We start from the raw sequence: 17,463 nt of genomic DNA on the forward strand, positions 1-17,463 counted from the left end.
GGCGAGCCCAACCCCGTGGAGTACGGAATTGAGGCAGCGGTGACGGGTTCGACGGGGGTCGCGGTGGCGGGGGAGGCTCGTATCCGTCGCGCGCGTGGAGATACCGCACCCCTTGCTCCCGCAAGGCCGCGAAAACAAGCTCTGCCACCAGAGCGTGCCCGCTGCCGCCGTAGACCATCAGGCGTCGCGTCCCCACCGCGCCAGCGCTTCCGCGTCGCACCCCCTTGGAACCAGGTCGGGATCGTGTCAGCCTACGGTTCTGCGGGTTCCACGAACGTCACGGAGGTGGCACATGTCCAGGGTTCGCGTGCTCTGCACGTCCGCACTGCTCGTCGTCGTGGCGGCCGTGGGCTTCAGCGGGTCGGCGATCGCCGCACCGGCCTCCGCCGAGGACGTCCCCGTGTGCTGCCGGGCGGCGGATCAAGCACACCAGCCGGTGGGATGACCGGACGGTGTCCGTCAGTGTGCCCAAGGCAGTCGTACCGCCTCGACCTCGGTGTCGTTGAGCAGCGCGTTGATGAGGGCCGGAGGCCCGGCGACCTTGGTGGCCCACAGGTCATAGTCGGTGCACAGGACCCATGAGCGGTCATCGGCCCACAAGTTGGACGGGCTGAAGTCGGTGTCGGAATCGTCGTAGAGAGTCTCGGCGTCGCCGAGCCGACCCGCACGCACGTGACGGTTGTCGAAGTCGACGGCTCCGAGCAGCAGCGGGTTGTAGTAGGCGAGGCAGCGGGTGTCCCGGCCCGCTGGGCTGTGCTCGGTGAGGATGTCGATCAGCCGGAGCCAGGTCTCACGGTCCAGACTCCCCTCGGTCGGCGGGCGTGTGCCTAGCAGCCAGCTGCCCTGTTTCTTGGCCGAGGGGAAGCAGCGGTAGGAGGGCATCAGCCCGTCGGGCACGACCGGGTCGCCGACCCGCCGGGCGAGTTCCGCCCAGCGCAGCCGCCGCCAGCCGGGGCCCGGGTGCTGGGCGCGGCCCAGCGTTCCGCCCGTGGTGACGCCTATGGCGTCGAGGTCGATGCCCGCGACGGTGCGGGGAGTGCTCCCGTCCGCCAGACGGGCCCGATGGTACTGGTCGTACGACACATCGGCCGGCCCGTGCTCGTGCTCGTACATGGCGTTGAGCACCCACGCCGCCTCCGGCATCGCCGGAGGCATGAACCCGGTCAGGCCGTCGCCGCACAGCTCCAGCAGCCAGTCGGTGGCCCGGGACGGCACGAGCGGCCACAGGCTTGAGATCAGGTTCGACTCCTCGGGCATGAAGTCATGATCCCAGGGCCAGCGGGCGGGGGCTCAGTGGTAGAAGGTGCACTTCTGGCTGCCTGACCTGAGCGTCACGCACGCGCGGACGGTGAGGTTCTGGTCGTTCACCATCGGCGAGTACGTCGTCGTGCCGGAGGCGATGGCCCGGTGCTGGGTCTCGCCCGTGCTGTTCTGGACGAGTGCGTCGTCCCCGGGGGACCCGCCGGTGAGCTCCGCCCAGGCCGCCTGGCAGTCATGGCTCCAGCGCAGGTTGATCGTGCGGCCCTGCAGCGTCTGGTGTTCGAGGGTCAGCACGTCACCCGTCGTGGAGCACTGGGTGGAGTGGGGGTCCTGGCCGGAGCAGGTGGGCCCCATACAGCCGACATCGGCGGAAGCCTGTGTGGACGGTGCGGTCTGACCGGTGGTGGTGGCCGAGGGCGCGGTCCAGCCAGCGGTGGCGAACGCGAGGACGACGGCGAGGGCCGTTCCCGTAGCGCCTCTGATGAGATTCATCGGTGCTCGTTCCTTTGGTGGTGGTGGCGCCCAGGCGACCGATGTGGCCGCCGTGGCGGAGCCGCTGGTTCGGCGGCCCCTTGAGCGTGGCGGCGGGGGCGTCCCGAGAAACAGGGGGCCGTGCCCGGGGAGACCGGGAAGCGTTCCCGGTTCCCTAGGGCCACCCTGGCGCCACCGGAGCACGGGGCTTTCGGCGCGGCCGGTCAGCCGTCGTGGCCGACGACGGCCGTGACACGGATCTCGACGCGCATCTCCGGCGCCCCCAGCGCCGGTACCCCGATCTGGGTCCAGATGGGATCGCGGTCGCCCATGCGCCGACGGAACTGCTCGACCATGACCCGGTTGTGGGCCTCACCGATCGAGTCCGGGGCGCTGGGTACGTGGTACGAGTTCACGGCGATCACATCGCGCCAGGTGGCGCCGGCCTGAGCGAGCGTCCTCTCCACGTTGTCGAACGCCTGGATGATCTCGTCCCCCAAGGCCTCGGGGAAGTCCAGTCGTCGTCCCATCCGCCCTGGCCCGACGTCTCGACGCGGTTCCCGGTCCGCACCGCCTGGCTGTAGCGCAGCGAGGCCAGCAGGGTCTCGCCGTAGCCGGGGGTGACGAAGAACTCCGCGGCGTCGGACGTCGGCGGTGACGCGTCTGGCGAACCCCTGTGGCTCACCGCGTCGGAGAAGGAGGCCTGGACCGGTCTCGTCTCGCTCGTCCTGCTGCTGCCGGGGCGTCTTGAGTCACCGCTCCAGCGCGAGGCCGGTCTGACGCTCTTCGAGTATCTGGTCCTCAGTCACATCTCTGAGACCCCGGAGCGGCGCCTGCGGATGAGCGAACTCGCCTATCTGGCCAACGGCTCGCTGTCCCGCCTGTCGAACGTCGTCAAGCGGTTCGAGGCGCGCGGGTGGGTGGAGCGCTACCCCGACCCCCGCGACGGCCGCTTCACCCTCGCCGCCCTGACCGACTCCGGCCATGAGGTCGTGGTCGCGGCGGCGCCGACACACGTACGTGCCGTGCGCGAGATGGTGCTCGATCCGCTGAGCGGCGCGGACCAGCGGGCCCTGGCGCGGATCGCCGCCAAGTTGCGGACCCGGCCCGACGACTTGGCGTAGGGGTCTCGTCGTACGGGGGAATCACCCCGTCCGGCACCGACGGCGCGGCCGCGCGGCACGGATCGTGCGGGAACGGCCTCAACCGTACTGGTCCTGCCGCGCCCTTGCTCCTAGCGTCCCCAGGGCAGCGCCGCAGAAGGCGACGACAGGTACGTCGACAGATACGTCGACAGGGACGATGGCAGGGAAAGGGAGCAGGCATGACGGAAGACGTGAAGGCCCAGAAGTTCAGCACCCTCTTCCGCTGGTTCGACCAGAACGGCGACGGTCAGCTCACGCGCGACGACTTCCAGAGCATGGCCGAGTTGTTCACCGGGCTGGCCCGCGAGGACGACAAGGAGAACGCCGCGGCGATGCGCGACGCCTTCGAGGCGTGGTGGCGGGTCCTGCTCGCCCACGGCGACACCGACGGCAGCGGGCGCATCTCCAGGCAGGAGTTCATCACGGTGATGGAGGCCAACGTGACGGCGCCCCGGCACTTCGAGGAAGCCGTACTGGCCATCGTCGACGCGCTGATGCGGACGCTGGACACCGATCGGGACGGAGCGCTGAGCCAGGCGGAATACGTCCGCATGTACGACGCCCTGGGCGTGCCCCCGCTGCACTCCGAGGCGGCGTTCCGGCTGCTCGACCGGGACGGGGACGGCTCGCTCAGCCACGCCGAATTCAGGTCCGCCATCACCGAGTTCTATCTGAGCGCCGACCCGAAGGCCCCCGGGAACTGGCTGCTCGGTCCGTACGACAAGACCGCCTGAGCCGAGGCCTGCGACCGGACCCGGGCCGCCCGGCCGGTCGAAAACCGCGTGCGGCCGACCGGCGCGGTGATGTGTGATCGGGAACATGACGATCGTGGTGGGAAAGCCGGGAGTCGACGGGCTCGGCGAGGCTGTCGACGTGCTGCGCGAGTGGCAGACCGACAGGGCGTCGCTGCGGCTGCATCCGGGAGACGTGGGCTGGTTCTGGCGGTACGGCGCGGAGGCGACGGCCGCGGCGGTGCGGACCTGGAGTCGCGACGGACGGGCGCTCGCCGTGGGGCTCGTTGACGGCCCCCGCCTGCTGCGGCTGACGATCGCGCCGGGCGCCGAGGCGGACGAGGAACTCGCGCGACAGCTGGTCGAGGACGTGACGGAGCCGGGGCGCGGCGTACTGCCGTCGGGGCAGGCGTCGATCGAGGCGCCGATGGAAGCGCTGGTCCAGGACCTGCTGTCCGAGGCCGGGTGGCAGGCCGACGAGCCGTGGACGCCGCTGCGCCGCGACCTCGGGGAACCGGTGCCGGAGCCAGGCGTGCGGATCGAGGTGGCGGGGCCGGAGAGGGCGCACGAGTGGGCCGCCGTACTGCGGGCGTCGTTCGACAAGTCGACGTTCACGGACGAGCGCTGGCACGCGATGGCCGCCGGACCGCCGTACGCCGACGCCCGGTGCCTGATCGCGTACGACGGCCGAGGTCACGCGGTGGCGGTGGTGACGGTGTGGTCGGCCGGTCCGGGGAAGCCCGGGCTGCTCGAGCCGATGGGCGTGCACCGGGATCATCGCGGTCACGGGTACGGCAAGGCGATCACCGTCGCGGCGGCGGCCGCGCTCCGGGAACTCGGCTCGTCGAGCGCGATGGTCTGCACCCCGAGCTCCAACGTCGGCGCCGTCGCCACCTACGAGTCCGCCGGTTTCCAGCGTCTTCCCGAGGTCCGGGACCTGTACCGGCACGCCTAGGGCCCTTCTGGTGGAACCGCCCGGCCCATCCTGGCAGGACGCCGGGGGCGGCCGGTCCTCGTATAAGATTTGGCTTATATAAGGCGGGGGTGGCATGCTGTGAACGTGCACGCATTCGATGTGCTGGGTGATCCGGTCCGGCGCCGGATCCTGGAGCTGCTGGCCGAGGGCGAGCAGAGCTCCGGGGCGGTGACCGCCGCGATCCAGGACGAGTTCGCGATCTCACAGCCAGCCGTGTCGCAGCATCTGCGGGTCCTGCGCGAGAGCGGGTTCGCGACGGTGCGCGCCGAGGGGGCACGTCGGCTCTACTCCGTCGACGCGGCGCCCCTGCGCGAGGTGGACGCCTGGCTCGAGCGCTTCCGCGGCTTCTGGGCCCAGCGCCTCGACGCGCTGGGCACGGAACTGGCCAGGGGCAAGCGGGCCCGGCGCCCGCACAGTGGCACACCAGGGGGCGGTGACCGCGGTGCGCAGCGACGCACCGCCACGCAAGAGAACGAGGAGACCTCCGGTGACTGACATCGTCGACCTGATCAACGCCATGCACCGCCAGGTGCGGGACACCGAAACCCCCGAGGGCACGGGCCGCGCCGTCGTCATGCGCCGCACCTATGACGCCTCCGTCCACGACGTCTGGGAGGCGTGCACCGACCCCGAGCGCCTCGGGCGCTGGTTCCTGCCCGTCACGGGCGAGATGAAGCCCGGCGGCCACTACCAGCTGGAGGGCAACGCCGGTGGCGAGGTGCTGCGCTGCGAGCCGCCGCGGCTGCTGCGGGTCAGCTGGATCTTCGGGGAGGTGAAGGACGGTGAGTTCAGCGAGGTCGAGGTGCGCCTGACGCCCGACGGCGAGGAGCGCACCGTGTTCGAGCTGGAGCACGTGGCCAGGGTCGACCCGGCGTTCTGGGACACCTACGGCCCCGGCGCCACCGGCGTCGGCTGGGACCTGGGCCTGGTCAGCCTCGGGATGTACCTCGCCGAGGGCGAGGCGTTCGACCGCGAGGCGACGCAGGCGTGGAGCGAGTCGGAGGAGGCGCGGGCGTTCATGACCGTCAGCAGCGAGGCATGGGGGCGGGCGAACGCCGCGTACGGCACGCCCGCCGCGGCGGTCGCTGCGATGACCTCGGCCACCACGGCCTTCTATGTGCCGCCGTCCCCCGAGTAGCGTCCACCGTCCCCCGATTAGCGTCCAGCCGTAGGCGGGGGAGGGCGGCACGCGCGGCGTGCGGCTCGTCGGTGGAACTGGCAGTGGTCCGGCCCGGCTCAGCGCAGCCGCGTCGCGGCGTACGCCTCGATGGCGTCCCGCTGGAACTCGGCCAGGCCCGGCGTGATCGACTCGTACGCCGCGTACCAGTGCTCGTTCTCCACGCAGGAGCGCCCGATCGCCCGGTACTCCGCAGCGGTGGCCACCCGAATCCGGGCCAACGTCCGGTACTGGGCGTGGATCTCGGCCTGTACCGCGCCGGAGTCCGCGGGGAGCCCCGCGGCCATCAGCTCGGCGAGGCGGACCATCTGCGCCGTGCGCTCGCGCTCGTTGGCCTTGAGGTCGGCCTCGCTCAGCGCCGAGGTGTGCCGCTCGTAGTCCCCGGCCAGCTCAGGGAAGCCGTGCAGGGCCTTCATGCACTGGGAAGACCGGATGCCCTCGAACAGGTTCTCCGGTCGGCTGATGCTGATCATGTCTGTGCCGTCCTTCCTGGACCGTTCCAGTTCGGTGATCGTGCGGGCGACGGTGCCGACCAGGGCATCGAGCCGGTCGCGCTCGGCCAGCAGCCGACGGTGATGGCCCCGCAGGGCCTCCAGTTCGTCGACCTGCGCGGCCAGGATCCGGCCGATCTCGGGCAGTCCAAGGCCCAGCGTCCGCAGGACGAGAACCTGTTGCAGCCGCAGGAGTTGGCGCTCCTCGTAGTAGCGGTGGCCGTTGGTCCCGATCCAGGCCGGTGGCAGCAGGCCGATCTCGCCGTAGTGCCGCAGGGTCCGGGCCGTCACGCCCGACATCCGTGCGACCTCCGCGATCGGCCAGGCCATCGCCGCCTCCCTCGCGAGTGCTTCACCGGGCCGGGAAATCCGGCTCCGCTCCGGACGGTAGAGGCTGCCGCTGCGGCAACTTCAAGCCCCGCTCCCAGGCTCCCAAGCCGCGCGCCGATCGGCGACCGCCCGTCGGAGTTCCGTACGGGGCGAACGAGCCGTGAAGGTGAAGGCGTGCGGCGCGGAGCCGTGGCGGTGGCGGTGCTCCAGCCTGCCTCATGCGACGTGGTCTTGTTTCCCTCGCCATGCTGGGATCCGTCCTGGCCATGGGGCTGGGTCTCGCCGGTGCCGGTGCCGGTGCCGGTGCCGGTGCCGGGGCCCGGGCCCCTTTCCCGTGCGCGCGCACGGGTGGCAGGATCATGGGGGCGATCTTCCCGCTGCCCGTACGCGCACCGAACGCCCGGGTGCCGCCCCTCGCGAACAGGAGCCATGACGTGCACCAGCTCGGCTACGGCGACATCAAGGCCGCCATGGACCGGATCACGGGGCACATCCGCCCGGTGGCCCTCGCGCCGGTCGACCCCGGCGCGCTGGACGCCGCCGCGGGCGGCCGCGCCCCGCGAGGCCAAGAGGTGTGGCTGGCGCTTGAGTTCATGCAGCACACCGGCAGCTTCAAGGCCCGTGGCGCGCGGAACTTCCTCCAGGCCCACCGCGACGCGGGCACGCTCCCGGACTCCGGGGTGACCATCGCCTCCGGTGGCAACGCGGGCCTGGCGTGCGCGTGGGCCGCACGGCGGCAGGGAGTACCGGCCACGGTGTTCCTGCCGACCACCGCTCCCGCCGTCAAGGCGGCCAAGCTCCGCTCGTACGGTGCCGAAGTGCGCCTCGTCGGCACGGAGTACGCCGAGGCGCTGGCCGCGTGCGAGGACTTCGCGGCCTCTTCCGGCGCGCTGGCCTCGCACGCCTACGACCACCCGCTGATCGCGGCCGGGGCGGGCACCCTCCTGGAGGAGATCCGCGCCGGTGTCCCCGGCCTCGACACCGTGGTGGTCGCCGTCGGTGGCGGGGGCCTGTTCGCGGGCGTCGCCACCGCCGCCCGGCACCACGGCATCCGTACCGTCGCTGTCGAGCCGCGCGGCTGCCGGGCGCTCAACGCCGCCGTGGAGGCGGGCCGGCCCGTGGATGTCGTCGTGGACTCCGTCGCCGCCGACTCACTTGGCGCCCGCAAAGCCTCAGCCATGGCCTTGCACGCGGCCCAACAGGACGGCGTGCGCAGCGTCCTGGTGCCGGACGACGAGATCGTCCGCGCGCGCCGAGCGCTGTGGGACCACCACAAGCTGGCGGTCGAGCACGGCGCCGCCACGGCGTTCGCCGCGCTCGCCGCGACCTCGGGTTCCGGCTACCGGCCCGGCGAGGGCGAGAAGACCGTCGTCGTGCTGTGCGGCGCCAACACCGACCCCGGCGACCTGATCGAGCGGCCGCACACGGGCTGAACTCCGGGTTCACCTCCGGGTCCACGCTGCGCCCGGAGTGCGCGGGGTGACCGGGCGGCCGGGTGCGGCGTCACGTCCCGGTGGCTGAGCTCGGGAGGTGGCCCGGCTGCGTCACGGCAGTCCGTTGGTCAGCACCTGGTCGACCCAGCTCGTCACCCGGTGCTTCACCGCGTGGCGGCGGTTGCAGTACTGACGCCACCGGCGCTGCTTCAACGAGCGGTCGCACCATTTGCATATCTGGCTGATGTTCCCCTTCGCACCCATGGCCAGTGATCGTAGCGCTGGGCTCCCGGCGGCGCGAAGGTCACGGGTCTGGGCGCGTGCGGTGGGAAGGCGCCGACGGCCGGCGGACCGCGGCCGCCGCCTGGACGGTGCTCACGCCGCCTGCCATCGTGCCCTCATGACGCCACGGGGGGCTGACCACGAAGTTCTCATGCTCGCGCTGGACCACGCCTGGCGTTGGTACGAGAACCGCAGAGGGCGGGCCTACCAGGTACTCAACGCGCTGCTGGTCTTCCTCGCGGTGACGGCCACGGCGTACGCGGCAGCCGTCACCGCGGACATGCACGGCCCGGCGGGTGTGATGTGCGTGGTGGCCGCCATCCTCATCGTGGGGGCACACGCGGAGAGCATGAGACTCCAGGACTCGGCGCGCTTGGCGGAGGAAGCGATCCGGAAGATGCAGGAACACCTGGCCGCGACGCTCGACATCGACGCGCTGCGCCTGATCGAACGCGAACAAGCGCTGCACGCGACGCAACCGGTGACGGAGCGGGTGCTGGTGTGCCTCGGCGTGGTCGTTTCGCTCGGTGGCGCCGTCTACACCTGGGTGGCGACTCCGTAGGCTACGACGTCGGGGGCGGGCCGAACGCGCGACGGCTGGCCCGCACCGACAGCGTGGCGATGGCGGCGTTGGCGCCGCCCTTCAGCGGTCCACGTCGTCCCCCGCCCACACCATGGGCACCCGGTCCGCCCACGGGCTTGCCTGTTCGAGTTGTCCGGCCAGGCGGAAGAGCTGGTCCTCGCGTCCGTAGGCGGCGGCGAACTGCATGCCGATGGGGAGGCCCGTGCCGTCGTCGGCCGTGAGGGGGACGGACATGGCGGGGGTGCCCGCCACGTTGAACGCCGCGGTGAACGGGGAGTGGTCGAAGACGCGGTGCAGCCAGCCGAGCCCGTCCAGGGCCTCGGCGTCCTTGGCGTAGGTGCCCAGGGGCACGGGGAGTTCCGGCAGGGTCGGGGTGAGCAGGACGTCGTGGGCGGCGAAGGACCGGGCCAGGGCGCGGGCGACCCGGTTGCGGATCGTGAGCGCGGTGACGAACTCGGTGCCGCTGACCCGCCGCCCGTAGTGGTAGCTGGCGAGGATGGGTGGTTCGAGGGTGGAGGAGTCGACGGGCCGGCCGAGGGCGGCGGCGAGCCCGTCCGCCCACGCCGCGAGGTTCGCCGTCCACAGGCGCGCGTTGGCCAGCGTGAATTCCTCCCAGTCGGCGCCGAGTTCGACCTCCGCCTCCGCCACCTGGTGGCCGAGGGACGCGAGCAGGCGCACGGTACGGGAGAGCGCGTCGGCCACCGGCGCCGTGGTGCGGCGTCCGCCCCACGCGTGGGTGAGGACTCCGATCCGCAGCGGGCCCGGGGGGCGGTTGACTTCCTGGGTGTACGGGCGGGACGGCTCCTGCGCGAAGTAGGGGTCGCCCGGCTCCGGGCCGCGGATGAGGTCGAGCAGTGCCGCGCTGTCGCGGACTGTGCGGCTGACGGCGCCTTGCACGGCCAGGCCGTTGAAGATCTCGTCGGCGTCGGGGCCCATGGAGACCCGGCCGCGGGTGGGCTTCAGGCCGAAGAGGCCGTTGTAGGCGGCGGGCACGCGGACCGAGCCCGCGGCGTCGGTGCCGTGCGCGATCGGGACCACTCCGGCGGCGACGGCCGCGCTCGCGCCCCCGCTGGATCCGCCCGCGCTGCGCTCCGGGTTCCACGGGTTGCGGGTCGGGCCGTACAGCACGGGTTCCGTCGTGATGCTGTAGGCCAGCTCCGGTGTCGCGGTGCGGCCGAACGTCACCAGGCCCGCGCGGCGGAAGCGCCGCATGAGGAAGGAGTCGGCGTCGGCGACGTTGCCGGCGGCGAGGCGGGTGCCCAGCTCCACGCGCCTCCCGGCCATGGCGACTCCGAGATCCTTGATCAGGAAGGGGACCCCGGCCAGCGGGGTGCTGCCGGGGCGGGGCTCGTCGTCGGTCGGCCAGGTCTCCACGACAGCGTTGATCCGCGGATTGACCGCCCGCGCGGCCGCCCGCGCGACCGCTTGCAGTTCGGCGGGGGTCACCTCGCCCTCGGCCACCAACTCGGCGAGCCCGACCGCGTCGTACCGCACGTACTCCGTGATTCTCACTGTCACTCCCAATGTTCCGAGTGTTCCGAGTGTTCCGAGTGTTCCGAGTGCTTCGAGTGCTTCGAGTGCTTCGGGGGAAGGGTGATACCGTTCGGTGCTGCACGATACTCGACGGTATCGTTCGGCACTAGCCGGTACTTTCACTGGTACTTTCATGGGGGGTGAGGGCCCCATCGACCGGAGGCCACGGAGTAGTACGGAGTAGTCATGGCAGCGACCGGCAGTGGACCGACCGTCAGAAGGCCGAGCAGGGTGGCGAAACTGCCGCCCCGTGAGCGCATCCTCGACGCGGCGGAAGAGCTCTTCCAGAGCGAGGGCATCCGGCGGGTGAGCGTCCAGGCGATCGCCGAGCGGGCCGAGACCACCAAGATGGCGATCTACCGGCACTTCGAGACCAAGGACGCACTGGTCGCGGAGTGGCTGCGGATCGTCGCCGCCGATTACCACGCGGCCTTCGACCGGGTCGAGGCCGAACACCCCGGGCGGCCCAGGGAGCAGATCCTCGGCCTCGCCCGCTTCATCGCCGAGGGACTGCCCGCGATCTCGCACCGGGGCTGCCCGTTCATCAACTCCATCGCCGAACTGCCCGACCGCTCCCACCCCGGACGGCAGGTGATCGAGCGGCACAAGGCGAGCCAGACCCGCAGGCTCGTCGCCATGTGCGCCGGGGCCGGACTCGCGGACCCCGAACAGGCCGCGGCCCAGATCACCTTCGTACTCGAAGGCGCGCAGGTCAGCACGCAGAACGGCAGCATCGACCGGGCGGGGGAGCGCTTGCTGAGCATCGTCGAGGCCGTCATCGACCAGGCCCGCTCGGCTCCCGGCGGGTCCCGGCACACCACCGGCTGACCGCCCCGTGCCGCCCGGTGGCGCGTTGAGCCGCGCGCCGCGCGCGTACGAGGGCGCCGATGGTTGCCCCCTCCGCGCGAGTACGGCGCAAAAGCCCGCCGCGGCGCCCCGCCCCGCTGATGCAACCGACGCATCCGCACCGTGGAGGGCACGCGACACATTGACCCGCCGGGGCCGCACCGTGTTCGCTCGCCTACGGCGCACCTGGTCATGACCGTCGCCGCGGTGCCTTGTGACCGGGGTGTCCAGCGCGAACCCACGGACCGCTGTCGACACAGGAGCAACGATGACCGTTCATCAGCGCGTGACCGCCGCCAGTGCCGCACTCGCCGCCCTCTGCGCGGTGACCTTCCTGTCCCCCGCGGGCGCGTCCGCCGCCCACACCTCCGCGCCGCGTACCGAGAGAGTGAGCGTCGGCCCCGGAGGCGCCCAGGGCAACGCCGCGTCCACGAACCCCGCCCTCAGCGCCGACGGCCGCTACGTCGCGTTCGTCTCGGAGTCCCGGAACCTCGTCCCCCACGACACCAACGGCACGCCCGACGCCTTCGTACGCGATCTGCGCACCGGGAAGACGGAGCGCGTCAGCGTCAAGAGCAACGGAAAGGCGAGCCACGGCATCGTGCGGGGCGTCTCGCTCAGCCCCGACGGGCGGTACGTGGCCTTCACCTCCACCGCCGACGACCTCGTCCGCGGTGACCCCAACGACCTCGACGACGTCTTCCTGCACGACCGGCGCACCGGCAGGACCGAGCGGATCAGCCGCACGGGCGCGTCCTACGACGGGCTGCGCCACTACCTGACGTACGACCCGGCGGTCAGCGGCGACGGCCGCTACGTGGCGTACGCCTCGGGCGCCCAGGACCTCGTCCCGGGCGACGCCAACAAGCGCGACGACGTCTTCCTCTATGACCGCGAGAAGAAGACCACGGAGCTGGCGCAGCTGAGCAGCGGCGGCCAGCACGGCGAAGGCGACGCGTTCGCCCCCGCGTTCGCGGGCGACACCGGCGGCCGGTACCTCGCCTTCACCTCCAACGCCTCCGGCCTCACCGACGTGGAGGACCACTACTCCGCGACAGACATCTTCCTGCGCGACCGCGAGCAGCGCACCACGGAACTCATCTCCATCCCGCACGGCTACAACCGCAAGACCCCGTCCTGGGACGCCGCCCTCAGCGGCGACGCCCGCTATGTGGCGTTCACCTCGGCCTCCGGCGTGCTGCGCCCGGAGGGACCGGCCGCGCGCGCCCCGCACAACGTGTTCCTCTACGACCGCGAGACGAAGCGCATGCGGCTGGTCAGCGCCGCCTCAGACGGCACACCGGCCAACGCGAACAGCGACGCCGTCTCTCTCAGCCGGGACGGGCGGTACGCGGCGTTCACCTCCGACGCCACCAACCTCGCCCCGGGCGAGGACGGCGACAGCAGCGCGGACGTCTTCCTGCGGGACATGCACACCGGGAAGGTGACCCTCGTCAGCGTCGAGGCCGTCCCGGGGGCCGCGGACTCCAAGCCGGGGCGGCGCACCGGCGTCAGCGCGGACGGCGGAGCGGTGGTGTTCGACTCCCCGGCCGCGAACCTCGTCCCCGACGACACCAACATCGCGGCCGACGTGTTCCTGCGCCGCACGCGCTGAGCGCGGCAGCGCGGTGTGTGGGCGCGCTCGGGGCGGGGCGGTGGGAACTTTCCCGGGCCTTCGCGCGTTTCGGGGGCGACCTGATCGCTTGATGTGTGAACACGGCGGCGGCGCGCCGTCGTGGGAGAAGTGAGCAACTCATGGCCATGGTGGGCCTGTTCTGGATCGCCGAGGGTGATGTGTACGTGGGCGCGAAGCCGTCCGGTCTGGCGCCCGGGGTGCGCCTGGCCCCCGAAGGCGTGCTGGGCCTCGGCGACAGACAGTCCCGCCTCTGCCTGTGGGAGGACGTGCGCGCCCTCACGGCGGTGGACGTCCCCGTGAAGTCCCTGAAGCGCCGCGTCGGCGCGGTCAAGGACCTGGCCGTGGGGACGGTGCTCAACCTGGCGGATCCGGTGGGCCAGGGCCTGGCGGACGAGGCCCCGGCGATCATGACGGTACGCGTGGAGTCAGCCGACGGCGAGCACGAGTTGTCGGCGTACGTCGCCGCGGCCATCGGCTATCCCCAGAGCGAGGTCGACCTCTCCCGCGCCGTCCTGGCCCGCCTCACGGAGGGCGCCGCGACGATGGAGACGACGCTGGCGGCGATGGCCGAGTGGGGCCGCGCGCACGGCGGCGACGCGCCCCGCAAGGCGCAGCGCGAGAAGCTGCTGCGGGAGTGGGCGGGGTCCGCGCGCTGAGGCGCGGGCACGAGCGTGGCCCTCGCCCGCATCCCTGGCCGAGGGCCACGCTCCGCTCACGGACAACCGGTCGCCGGTCAGCCCTTGGGCGTCAGGACCGTGTCGATGAGGTAGACGTGCGCGTTGGCGGTCCTGACGTTGCCGCAGACCACCTCGGCGCTGTCGTTGACCTGGTACGCCTCGCCCGAACCCGCCGTCGTCAGCTTCGACTTCTCCAGCGTGGGGTAGCTGCCGTCCGCCAGGTCCTTGGGGGCGAGCCTCTGGCCCACCACGTGGTACGTGAGGACCTTGGTGAGCTGGGCCTTGTCCGCGAGGAGCCGGTCCAGGTCCGCCTTCGGGATCTTGGTGAAGGCGTCGTTGGTGGGCGCGAACACGGTGATGTCCTCCGCGGTGTTGAGGGTGTCCACCAGGCCCGCCTTCTTGACGGCGGTGACGAGGGTGGACAGCGCCGGGTTGTTCGACGCCGCCGTGGCGACGGGGTCCTTGGCCATGCCGTCGAAGCTGCCCTTGCCTTCCTTGGGCACCGAGGCACAGGCCGGGCCGAACGGCTCGGTCGTGCTCGCCGTGTCCTCGGACCGCTTGTCCTTGGGCGTGTCCTTGGTCATGTCCTTGGCCGGGGACGACTTGTCGGCGGCCGTCTTGTCCTTCGCCTTGTCCTTGCCGTCGCCGTCGTCGGAACACGAGGCCAGCGTCAGCGGGAGCACGGCGGCGGCGACGACCGCGAGGGCGGCGCGGCGAAAGCGCCGGGACTGGGGGGTCATGGTCTCTCCTTGGTGGGCGGATGCGGTACGTACGGAGCGAGCGGTGCCGAAATCGGGGGAGGGGAACGGAGGGGAGGGGGGCGGCGCGGGCGTCAGTCCACGGTGATCACCACCGAGTGGTGGCCGCTGGCGCCGTCGGGCATGGGGCGGGCCCGCTTCTCGGTCTGGACCTCGCCCGTGCGGTCCGTGGCGCGGACGGTCAGGGTGTGCCCGCCGGGGGAGGCCCGCCAGGGCAGCGACCACTGGCGCCAGGTGTCCCGGGTGTCCTCGGCGGCGAGGTCGGCCCGTTGCCAGCGTCCGTCGTCGACGCGGACCTCGACCTTGTCGATGCCGCGGTGCTGCGCCCAGGCGACCCCCGCGATCATCACCGTTCCGGCCTTCGGCCGGGCGAAGGGCCTGGGGGTGTCGATGCGGGCCTGGGTCTTCACGGGCGCCTCGCGCGCCCAGTCCCGCTTGACCCAGTACGGGTCGTAGGCGTCGAACGTGGTCAGTTCGAGGTCCTTCAGCCACTTGCAGGCGGACACATAGCCGTAGAGGCCCGGCACGAGCATGCGTACGGGAAAGCCGTGGTCGAAGGGCAGGGGTTCGCCGTTCATGCCCAGGGCGAGCAGCGCGTCCCGGCCGTCCATGACGTCGTCGACGGGGGTGCCGATGGTCATGCCGTCCACGGACCGCGCCACCAGCTGGTCGGCGGGCCCGCCACGGGCGGGGGGTTCGACGCCGCACTCGGCGAGCAGGTCGCCGAGGTGGACGCCGAGCCAGCGGGCGTTGCCCACGTACGGGCCGCCCACCTCGTTGGACACGCAGGTCAGGGTGATGTCGCGGGCGATCAGCGGACGGCGCAGCAGATCGTCGAAGGTGACGGTGACGGGCCGTCGCACTCCCTTGCCGTGAATCCTGAGGCGCCAGGTGCCGGCGTCGACCTTCGGCACGACGAGGGCGGTGTCGACGCGGTAGAAGTCCTTGTTGGGCGTGAAGAACGCGCTGACGCCCGCGACGCGCAGCCGGGCGCCCTGGGGTACGGACGGGGCCGCCGACGCCGGTGCGGGGAGCCTGATCCGCTCGCGCGAGGCGATGGCGTCCCTGCCGCGCGCGGAGTTCAGCGACCTGCCGAGGACACCGGCGCCCGCGGACGCGAGCGCCGCCGCCGTGGCGGCGGCGAGGAACCTCCGGCGGTCCCACCGGCCCGGGCTCCCGGCGCCGGGCGTCCGGTCAGGGGTGGCGAGGCCGATGAGCCAGTGGAGCAGCACCGCCCCGGCAACCGCCCCGGCGACGGACGGCAGCGCGTCGGCGACGCCGGTCGAGTCGGGGCGCGTGGTGGCCGCCCACGCGCCGACCACGCCGAACAGCAGCACCCCCACCGGCCCCACGGCCCTTCGGCGCACGGCCAGGACGCCCAAGGCGAGGGCCAGGACGGCGAGGACGGCGAGAATGCCCCACTGCAGGACGAGTTTGTCGTGGGCGCCGAACGCGCGGATCGCCCAGTCCTTGACCGGGGCGGGCGTACGGTCGATCGCCGCGCCGCCCACCGCCACCACAGGACCGGCCTCGGGGCGCACCGCCGCGGACACCAGCTCGGCGACGGCCAGTGCGGCCAGGCCCGCGGCCGCCCCGCTCAGCGCCCCGGCCGCCAGGTCCGCCCTGGCCCGCCGCCGTGGAGTTCTCCGCTCTGTCCTCACATGGGGTATCCGGTACCGACCGCCTCGCGGATTGGTCGGTTCCCCATCGAGATCGCGTGCGTCAGGCGGGGAAGTCCAGGTGCGCCACAGGGGCGGAGGTCGGCTCGGGTGAGCCTCCCGGGGGCTCCACCGTGATGCCCACGCCGGTGGCCCCGTCGACCGGGCCCGTCAACAGCAGCGCCGTGGTGGTGCGTTCGGGGTCCATGAGACCGGCCGAACGCATCGTCCCCCGGTCGTCGTACCAGAGCTGGTAGACCTTGCCGCGGGGCGGCTCGGCCATGCCGCTGGCCAGGAACGCGGCCTGGTCGCGGCCGCCGGAGACGACGACCGTGGCCCGCGCGCCACCGGCGATCCGCGTGGTACGGGTCCGGGCGTCCGGCGCGGCCAGCAGGGACGCCAGGTCCTCGGAGCGCTGCTCGGCCCGCCGGGCCCGCTCGCGCGCCTCATCGGCCCGCTGGTGCTGCCACACGGCCGTGCCGCCGAGGGCCGCGGCCGCGGCGAGGCACGCCGCCAGCGCCCACCGGGACGCGCGGCGCGCCCGGCGCCGTACCGCGCCCCTGCGCGGGGCGGGCTTGGCCCGGGGTGTTTCCTGGCGCACCGTGCTGATGCGCCGCAGCACGTCGTCCCGCATGCCGCGCCGCGGCGGGACGGCCACCGCGAGGCCCAGGCGGGCCGCGGCCGCCGTCAGTTCGCGCACCTCCCGCGCGCAGGACGCGCAGCGCGCCAGGTGCTCCTCGAACGCGCAGCGTTCCTCCGCGTCCAGGGAGTCGGTGGCGTACGCGCCGGTGAGGGTGTGCGGGTCCGACCCGATGCTCATGCGCTCACTCCCAGGCAGTCGCGCAAGCGGATGAGGCCGTCGCGCAGTCGGGTCTTGACGGTGCCCAGGGGCAGCGAGAGGAGCTCGGCGACCTGGCGGTAGGTCAGGCCCCGGTAGTAGGCGAGCGTCACGGACTGGCGCTGCACCTCCGTGAGCGTGCGCAGGCACCGGCGGACCTGCTCCCGCTCGAGGCGGATCTCGACCTGCTCGCTCACCTCGTCGAAGTCCGGGGTGTGCGCGAGCAGCGCCGCCTTGTGCTCGCGGGCGGTGGCGGCCGCCACGGAGCGGACCCGGTCCACCGCGCGCCGGTGCGCGAGCGTGAGGATCCAGTTCATGGCCGTACCCAGGTCCTCGCGGTAGCGCGGCGCGGTGCGCCACACCTCCACCAGGACTTCCTGGGTGACCTCCTCGGACTGGGCGTGGTCGCGCAGCACGGCGCGCACGACGCCGAGCACGGGGGCGGCCACCGCGTCGTAGACGGACGAGAAGGCCTCCTGGTCGCCGCGGGCCACCCGGGCGATCAGCTCCTGAAGACCGGGCCCCGGCGTCGCCCGTGGCCCGATGTGCACGACTTCCTTCACGCGGTGACCCCTTCAGGGCAGCGGTTGAGGTACGCCCGTGATCCGAGGCCGACGCCGTACCGGATTGGTCCGACG

At 72.5% G+C, this 17,463-nt stretch carries 20 protein-coding genes and 1 pseudogene; 11 read left to right on the plus strand and 10 right to left on the minus strand.

What is annotated here, in order from left to right; all coding sequences use genetic code 11:
• Nucleotides 1-292: 292 nt before the first annotated feature.
• Nucleotides 293-445, plus strand: coding sequence for a hypothetical protein (locus tag AC07A4_RS27580; RefSeq protein WP_478603332.1), 153 nt, complete (start codon nt 293-295; stop codon nt 443-445).
• A gap of 14 nt (nt 446-459) precedes the next feature.
• Here AC07A4_RS27580 and AC07A4_RS27585 read toward each other — a convergent pair whose 3' ends face one another.
• The 3 genes and pseudogenes from AC07A4_RS27585 to AC07A4_RS27595 form a co-directional block, all read right to left on the minus strand.
• Nucleotides 460-1,257 (minus strand): hypothetical protein, encoded by a 798-nt coding sequence (locus AC07A4_RS27585; protein ID WP_478603334.1) that lies wholly within the window; start codon nt 1,255-1,257, stop codon nt 460-462.
• Between the two features lie 33 nt (nt 1,258-1,290).
• Nucleotides 1,291-1,752: a DUF2690 domain-containing protein gene (locus AC07A4_RS27590; protein ID WP_478603336.1), complete on the minus strand. Its 462-nt coding sequence runs from the start codon at nt 1,750-1,752 to the stop codon at nt 1,291-1,293.
• 203 nt (nt 1,753-1,955) lie between these two features.
• A pseudogene (locus AC07A4_RS27595) lies at nt 1,956-2,416 on the minus strand (Rid family hydrolase).
• On the opposite strand from AC07A4_RS27595, the gene AC07A4_RS27600 reads away from it, so the two are divergent.
• From AC07A4_RS27600 to AC07A4_RS27620, 5 genes are all read left to right on the plus strand, one after another.
• Entirely contained in the window at nt 2,352-2,855 is a 504-nt protein-coding gene (locus tag AC07A4_RS27600) for a MarR family winged helix-turn-helix transcriptional regulator (protein ID WP_478603339.1), read from the plus strand. The pseudogene AC07A4_RS27595 and the gene AC07A4_RS27600 overlap by 65 nt on opposite strands.
• Before the next feature lie 200 nt (nt 2,856-3,055).
• Complete coding sequence (locus tag AC07A4_RS27605) at nt 3,056-3,610, plus strand: EF-hand domain-containing protein (protein WP_478603341.1); 555 nt, start codon at nt 3,056-3,058, stop codon at nt 3,608-3,610.
• An 85-nt stretch (nt 3,611-3,695) separates the two neighbouring features.
• Complete coding sequence (locus AC07A4_RS27610) at nt 3,696-4,562, plus strand: GNAT family N-acetyltransferase (protein ID WP_478603343.1); 867 nt, start codon at nt 3,696-3,698, stop codon at nt 4,560-4,562.
• Between the two features lie 105 nt (nt 4,563-4,667).
• A complete protein-coding gene (locus AC07A4_RS27615; RefSeq protein WP_478603346.1) occupies nt 4,668-5,078 on the plus strand; it encodes an ArsR/SmtB family transcription factor in 411 nt (136 codons plus the stop codon).
• Nucleotides 5,071-5,721 carry an SRPBCC family protein gene (locus AC07A4_RS27620; RefSeq protein ID WP_478603349.1) on the plus strand — a complete coding sequence of 217 codons (651 nt, stop codon included), beginning with the start codon at nt 5,071-5,073 and terminating at the stop codon, nt 5,719-5,721. Before AC07A4_RS27615 ends, AC07A4_RS27620 begins: the two co-directional genes overlap by 8 nt.
• A 98-nt stretch (nt 5,722-5,819) precedes the next feature.
• Here the strand turns inward: AC07A4_RS27620 and AC07A4_RS27625 are convergent, their stop codons facing one another.
• Nucleotides 5,820-6,581 (minus strand): MerR family transcriptional regulator, encoded by a 762-nt coding sequence (locus AC07A4_RS27625; protein ID WP_478603352.1) that lies wholly within the window; start codon nt 6,579-6,581, stop codon nt 5,820-5,822.
• 434 nt (nt 6,582-7,015) lie between these two features.
• Between AC07A4_RS27625 and AC07A4_RS27630 the strand changes: the two genes are divergently transcribed.
• On the plus strand, nt 7,016-8,014 hold the full coding sequence (locus AC07A4_RS27630) for a serine/threonine dehydratase (RefSeq protein ID WP_478603678.1): 999 nt from the start codon (nt 7,016-7,018) through the stop codon (nt 8,012-8,014).
• A gap of 111 nt (nt 8,015-8,125) precedes the next feature.
• Here AC07A4_RS27630 and AC07A4_RS27635 read toward each other — a convergent pair whose 3' ends face one another.
• The gene (locus AC07A4_RS27635; protein ID WP_478603353.1) at nt 8,126-8,278 is read right to left on the minus strand and encodes a hypothetical protein; all 153 of its coding nucleotides are present in this window, start codon (nt 8,276-8,278) and stop codon (nt 8,126-8,128) included.
• A gap of 169 nt (nt 8,279-8,447) precedes the next feature.
• On the opposite strand from AC07A4_RS27635, the gene AC07A4_RS27640 reads away from it, so the two are divergent.
• Nucleotides 8,448-8,858 (plus strand): hypothetical protein, encoded by a 411-nt coding sequence (locus AC07A4_RS27640; RefSeq protein ID WP_478603356.1) that lies wholly within the window; start codon nt 8,448-8,450, stop codon nt 8,856-8,858.
• A gap of 81 nt (nt 8,859-8,939) precedes the next feature.
• Here AC07A4_RS27640 and AC07A4_RS27645 read toward each other — a convergent pair whose 3' ends face one another.
• Nucleotides 8,940-10,391 (minus strand): amidase, encoded by a 1,452-nt coding sequence (locus AC07A4_RS27645; RefSeq protein WP_478603358.1) that lies wholly within the window; start codon nt 10,389-10,391, stop codon nt 8,940-8,942.
• A gap of 207 nt (nt 10,392-10,598) precedes the next feature.
• Between AC07A4_RS27645 and AC07A4_RS27650 the strand changes: the two genes are divergently transcribed.
• The 3 genes from AC07A4_RS27650 (at nt 10,599) to AC07A4_RS27660 (ending at nt 13,550) form a co-directional block, all read left to right on the plus strand.
• On the plus strand, nt 10,599-11,240 hold the full coding sequence (locus tag AC07A4_RS27650) for a TetR/AcrR family transcriptional regulator (RefSeq protein WP_478603360.1): 642 nt from the start codon (nt 10,599-10,601) through the stop codon (nt 11,238-11,240).
• A gap of 286 nt (nt 11,241-11,526) precedes the next feature.
• On the plus strand, nt 11,527-12,873 hold the full coding sequence (locus tag AC07A4_RS27655; RefSeq protein ID WP_478603363.1) for a TolB family protein: 1,347 nt from the start codon (nt 11,527-11,529) through the stop codon (nt 12,871-12,873).
• Nucleotides 12,874-13,013: 140 nt separating this feature from the next.
• Nucleotides 13,014-13,550, plus strand: coding sequence for a hypothetical protein (locus tag AC07A4_RS27660; RefSeq protein ID WP_478603365.1), 537 nt, complete (start codon nt 13,014-13,016; stop codon nt 13,548-13,550).
• A 77-nt stretch (nt 13,551-13,627) separates the two neighbouring features.
• Here AC07A4_RS27660 and AC07A4_RS27665 read toward each other — a convergent pair whose 3' ends face one another.
• From AC07A4_RS27665 to AC07A4_RS27680, 4 genes are all read right to left on the minus strand, one after another.
• Nucleotides 13,628-14,311 (minus strand): fasciclin domain-containing protein, encoded by a 684-nt coding sequence (locus tag AC07A4_RS27665; RefSeq protein WP_478603367.1) that lies wholly within the window; start codon nt 14,309-14,311, stop codon nt 13,628-13,630.
• 92 nt (nt 14,312-14,403) lie between these two features.
• Nucleotides 14,404-15,990 carry a molybdopterin-dependent oxidoreductase gene (locus AC07A4_RS27670; RefSeq protein ID WP_478603369.1) on the minus strand — a complete coding sequence of 529 codons (1,587 nt, stop codon included), beginning with the start codon at nt 15,988-15,990 and terminating at the stop codon, nt 14,404-14,406.
• A 61-nt stretch (nt 15,991-16,051) separates the two neighbouring features.
• Complete coding sequence (locus AC07A4_RS27675; protein WP_478603372.1) at nt 16,052-16,807, minus strand: anti-sigma factor; 756 nt, start codon at nt 16,805-16,807, stop codon at nt 16,052-16,054.
• The gene (locus tag AC07A4_RS27680; RefSeq protein WP_478603374.1) at nt 16,804-17,388 is read right to left on the minus strand and encodes a sigma-70 family RNA polymerase sigma factor; all 585 of its coding nucleotides are present in this window, start codon (nt 17,386-17,388) and stop codon (nt 16,804-16,806) included. Before AC07A4_RS27680 ends, AC07A4_RS27675 begins: the two co-directional genes overlap by 4 nt.
• Nucleotides 17,389-17,463: the final 75 nt, after the last annotated feature.

This window comes from Streptomyces sp. NPDC043996, assembly GCF_056435225.1.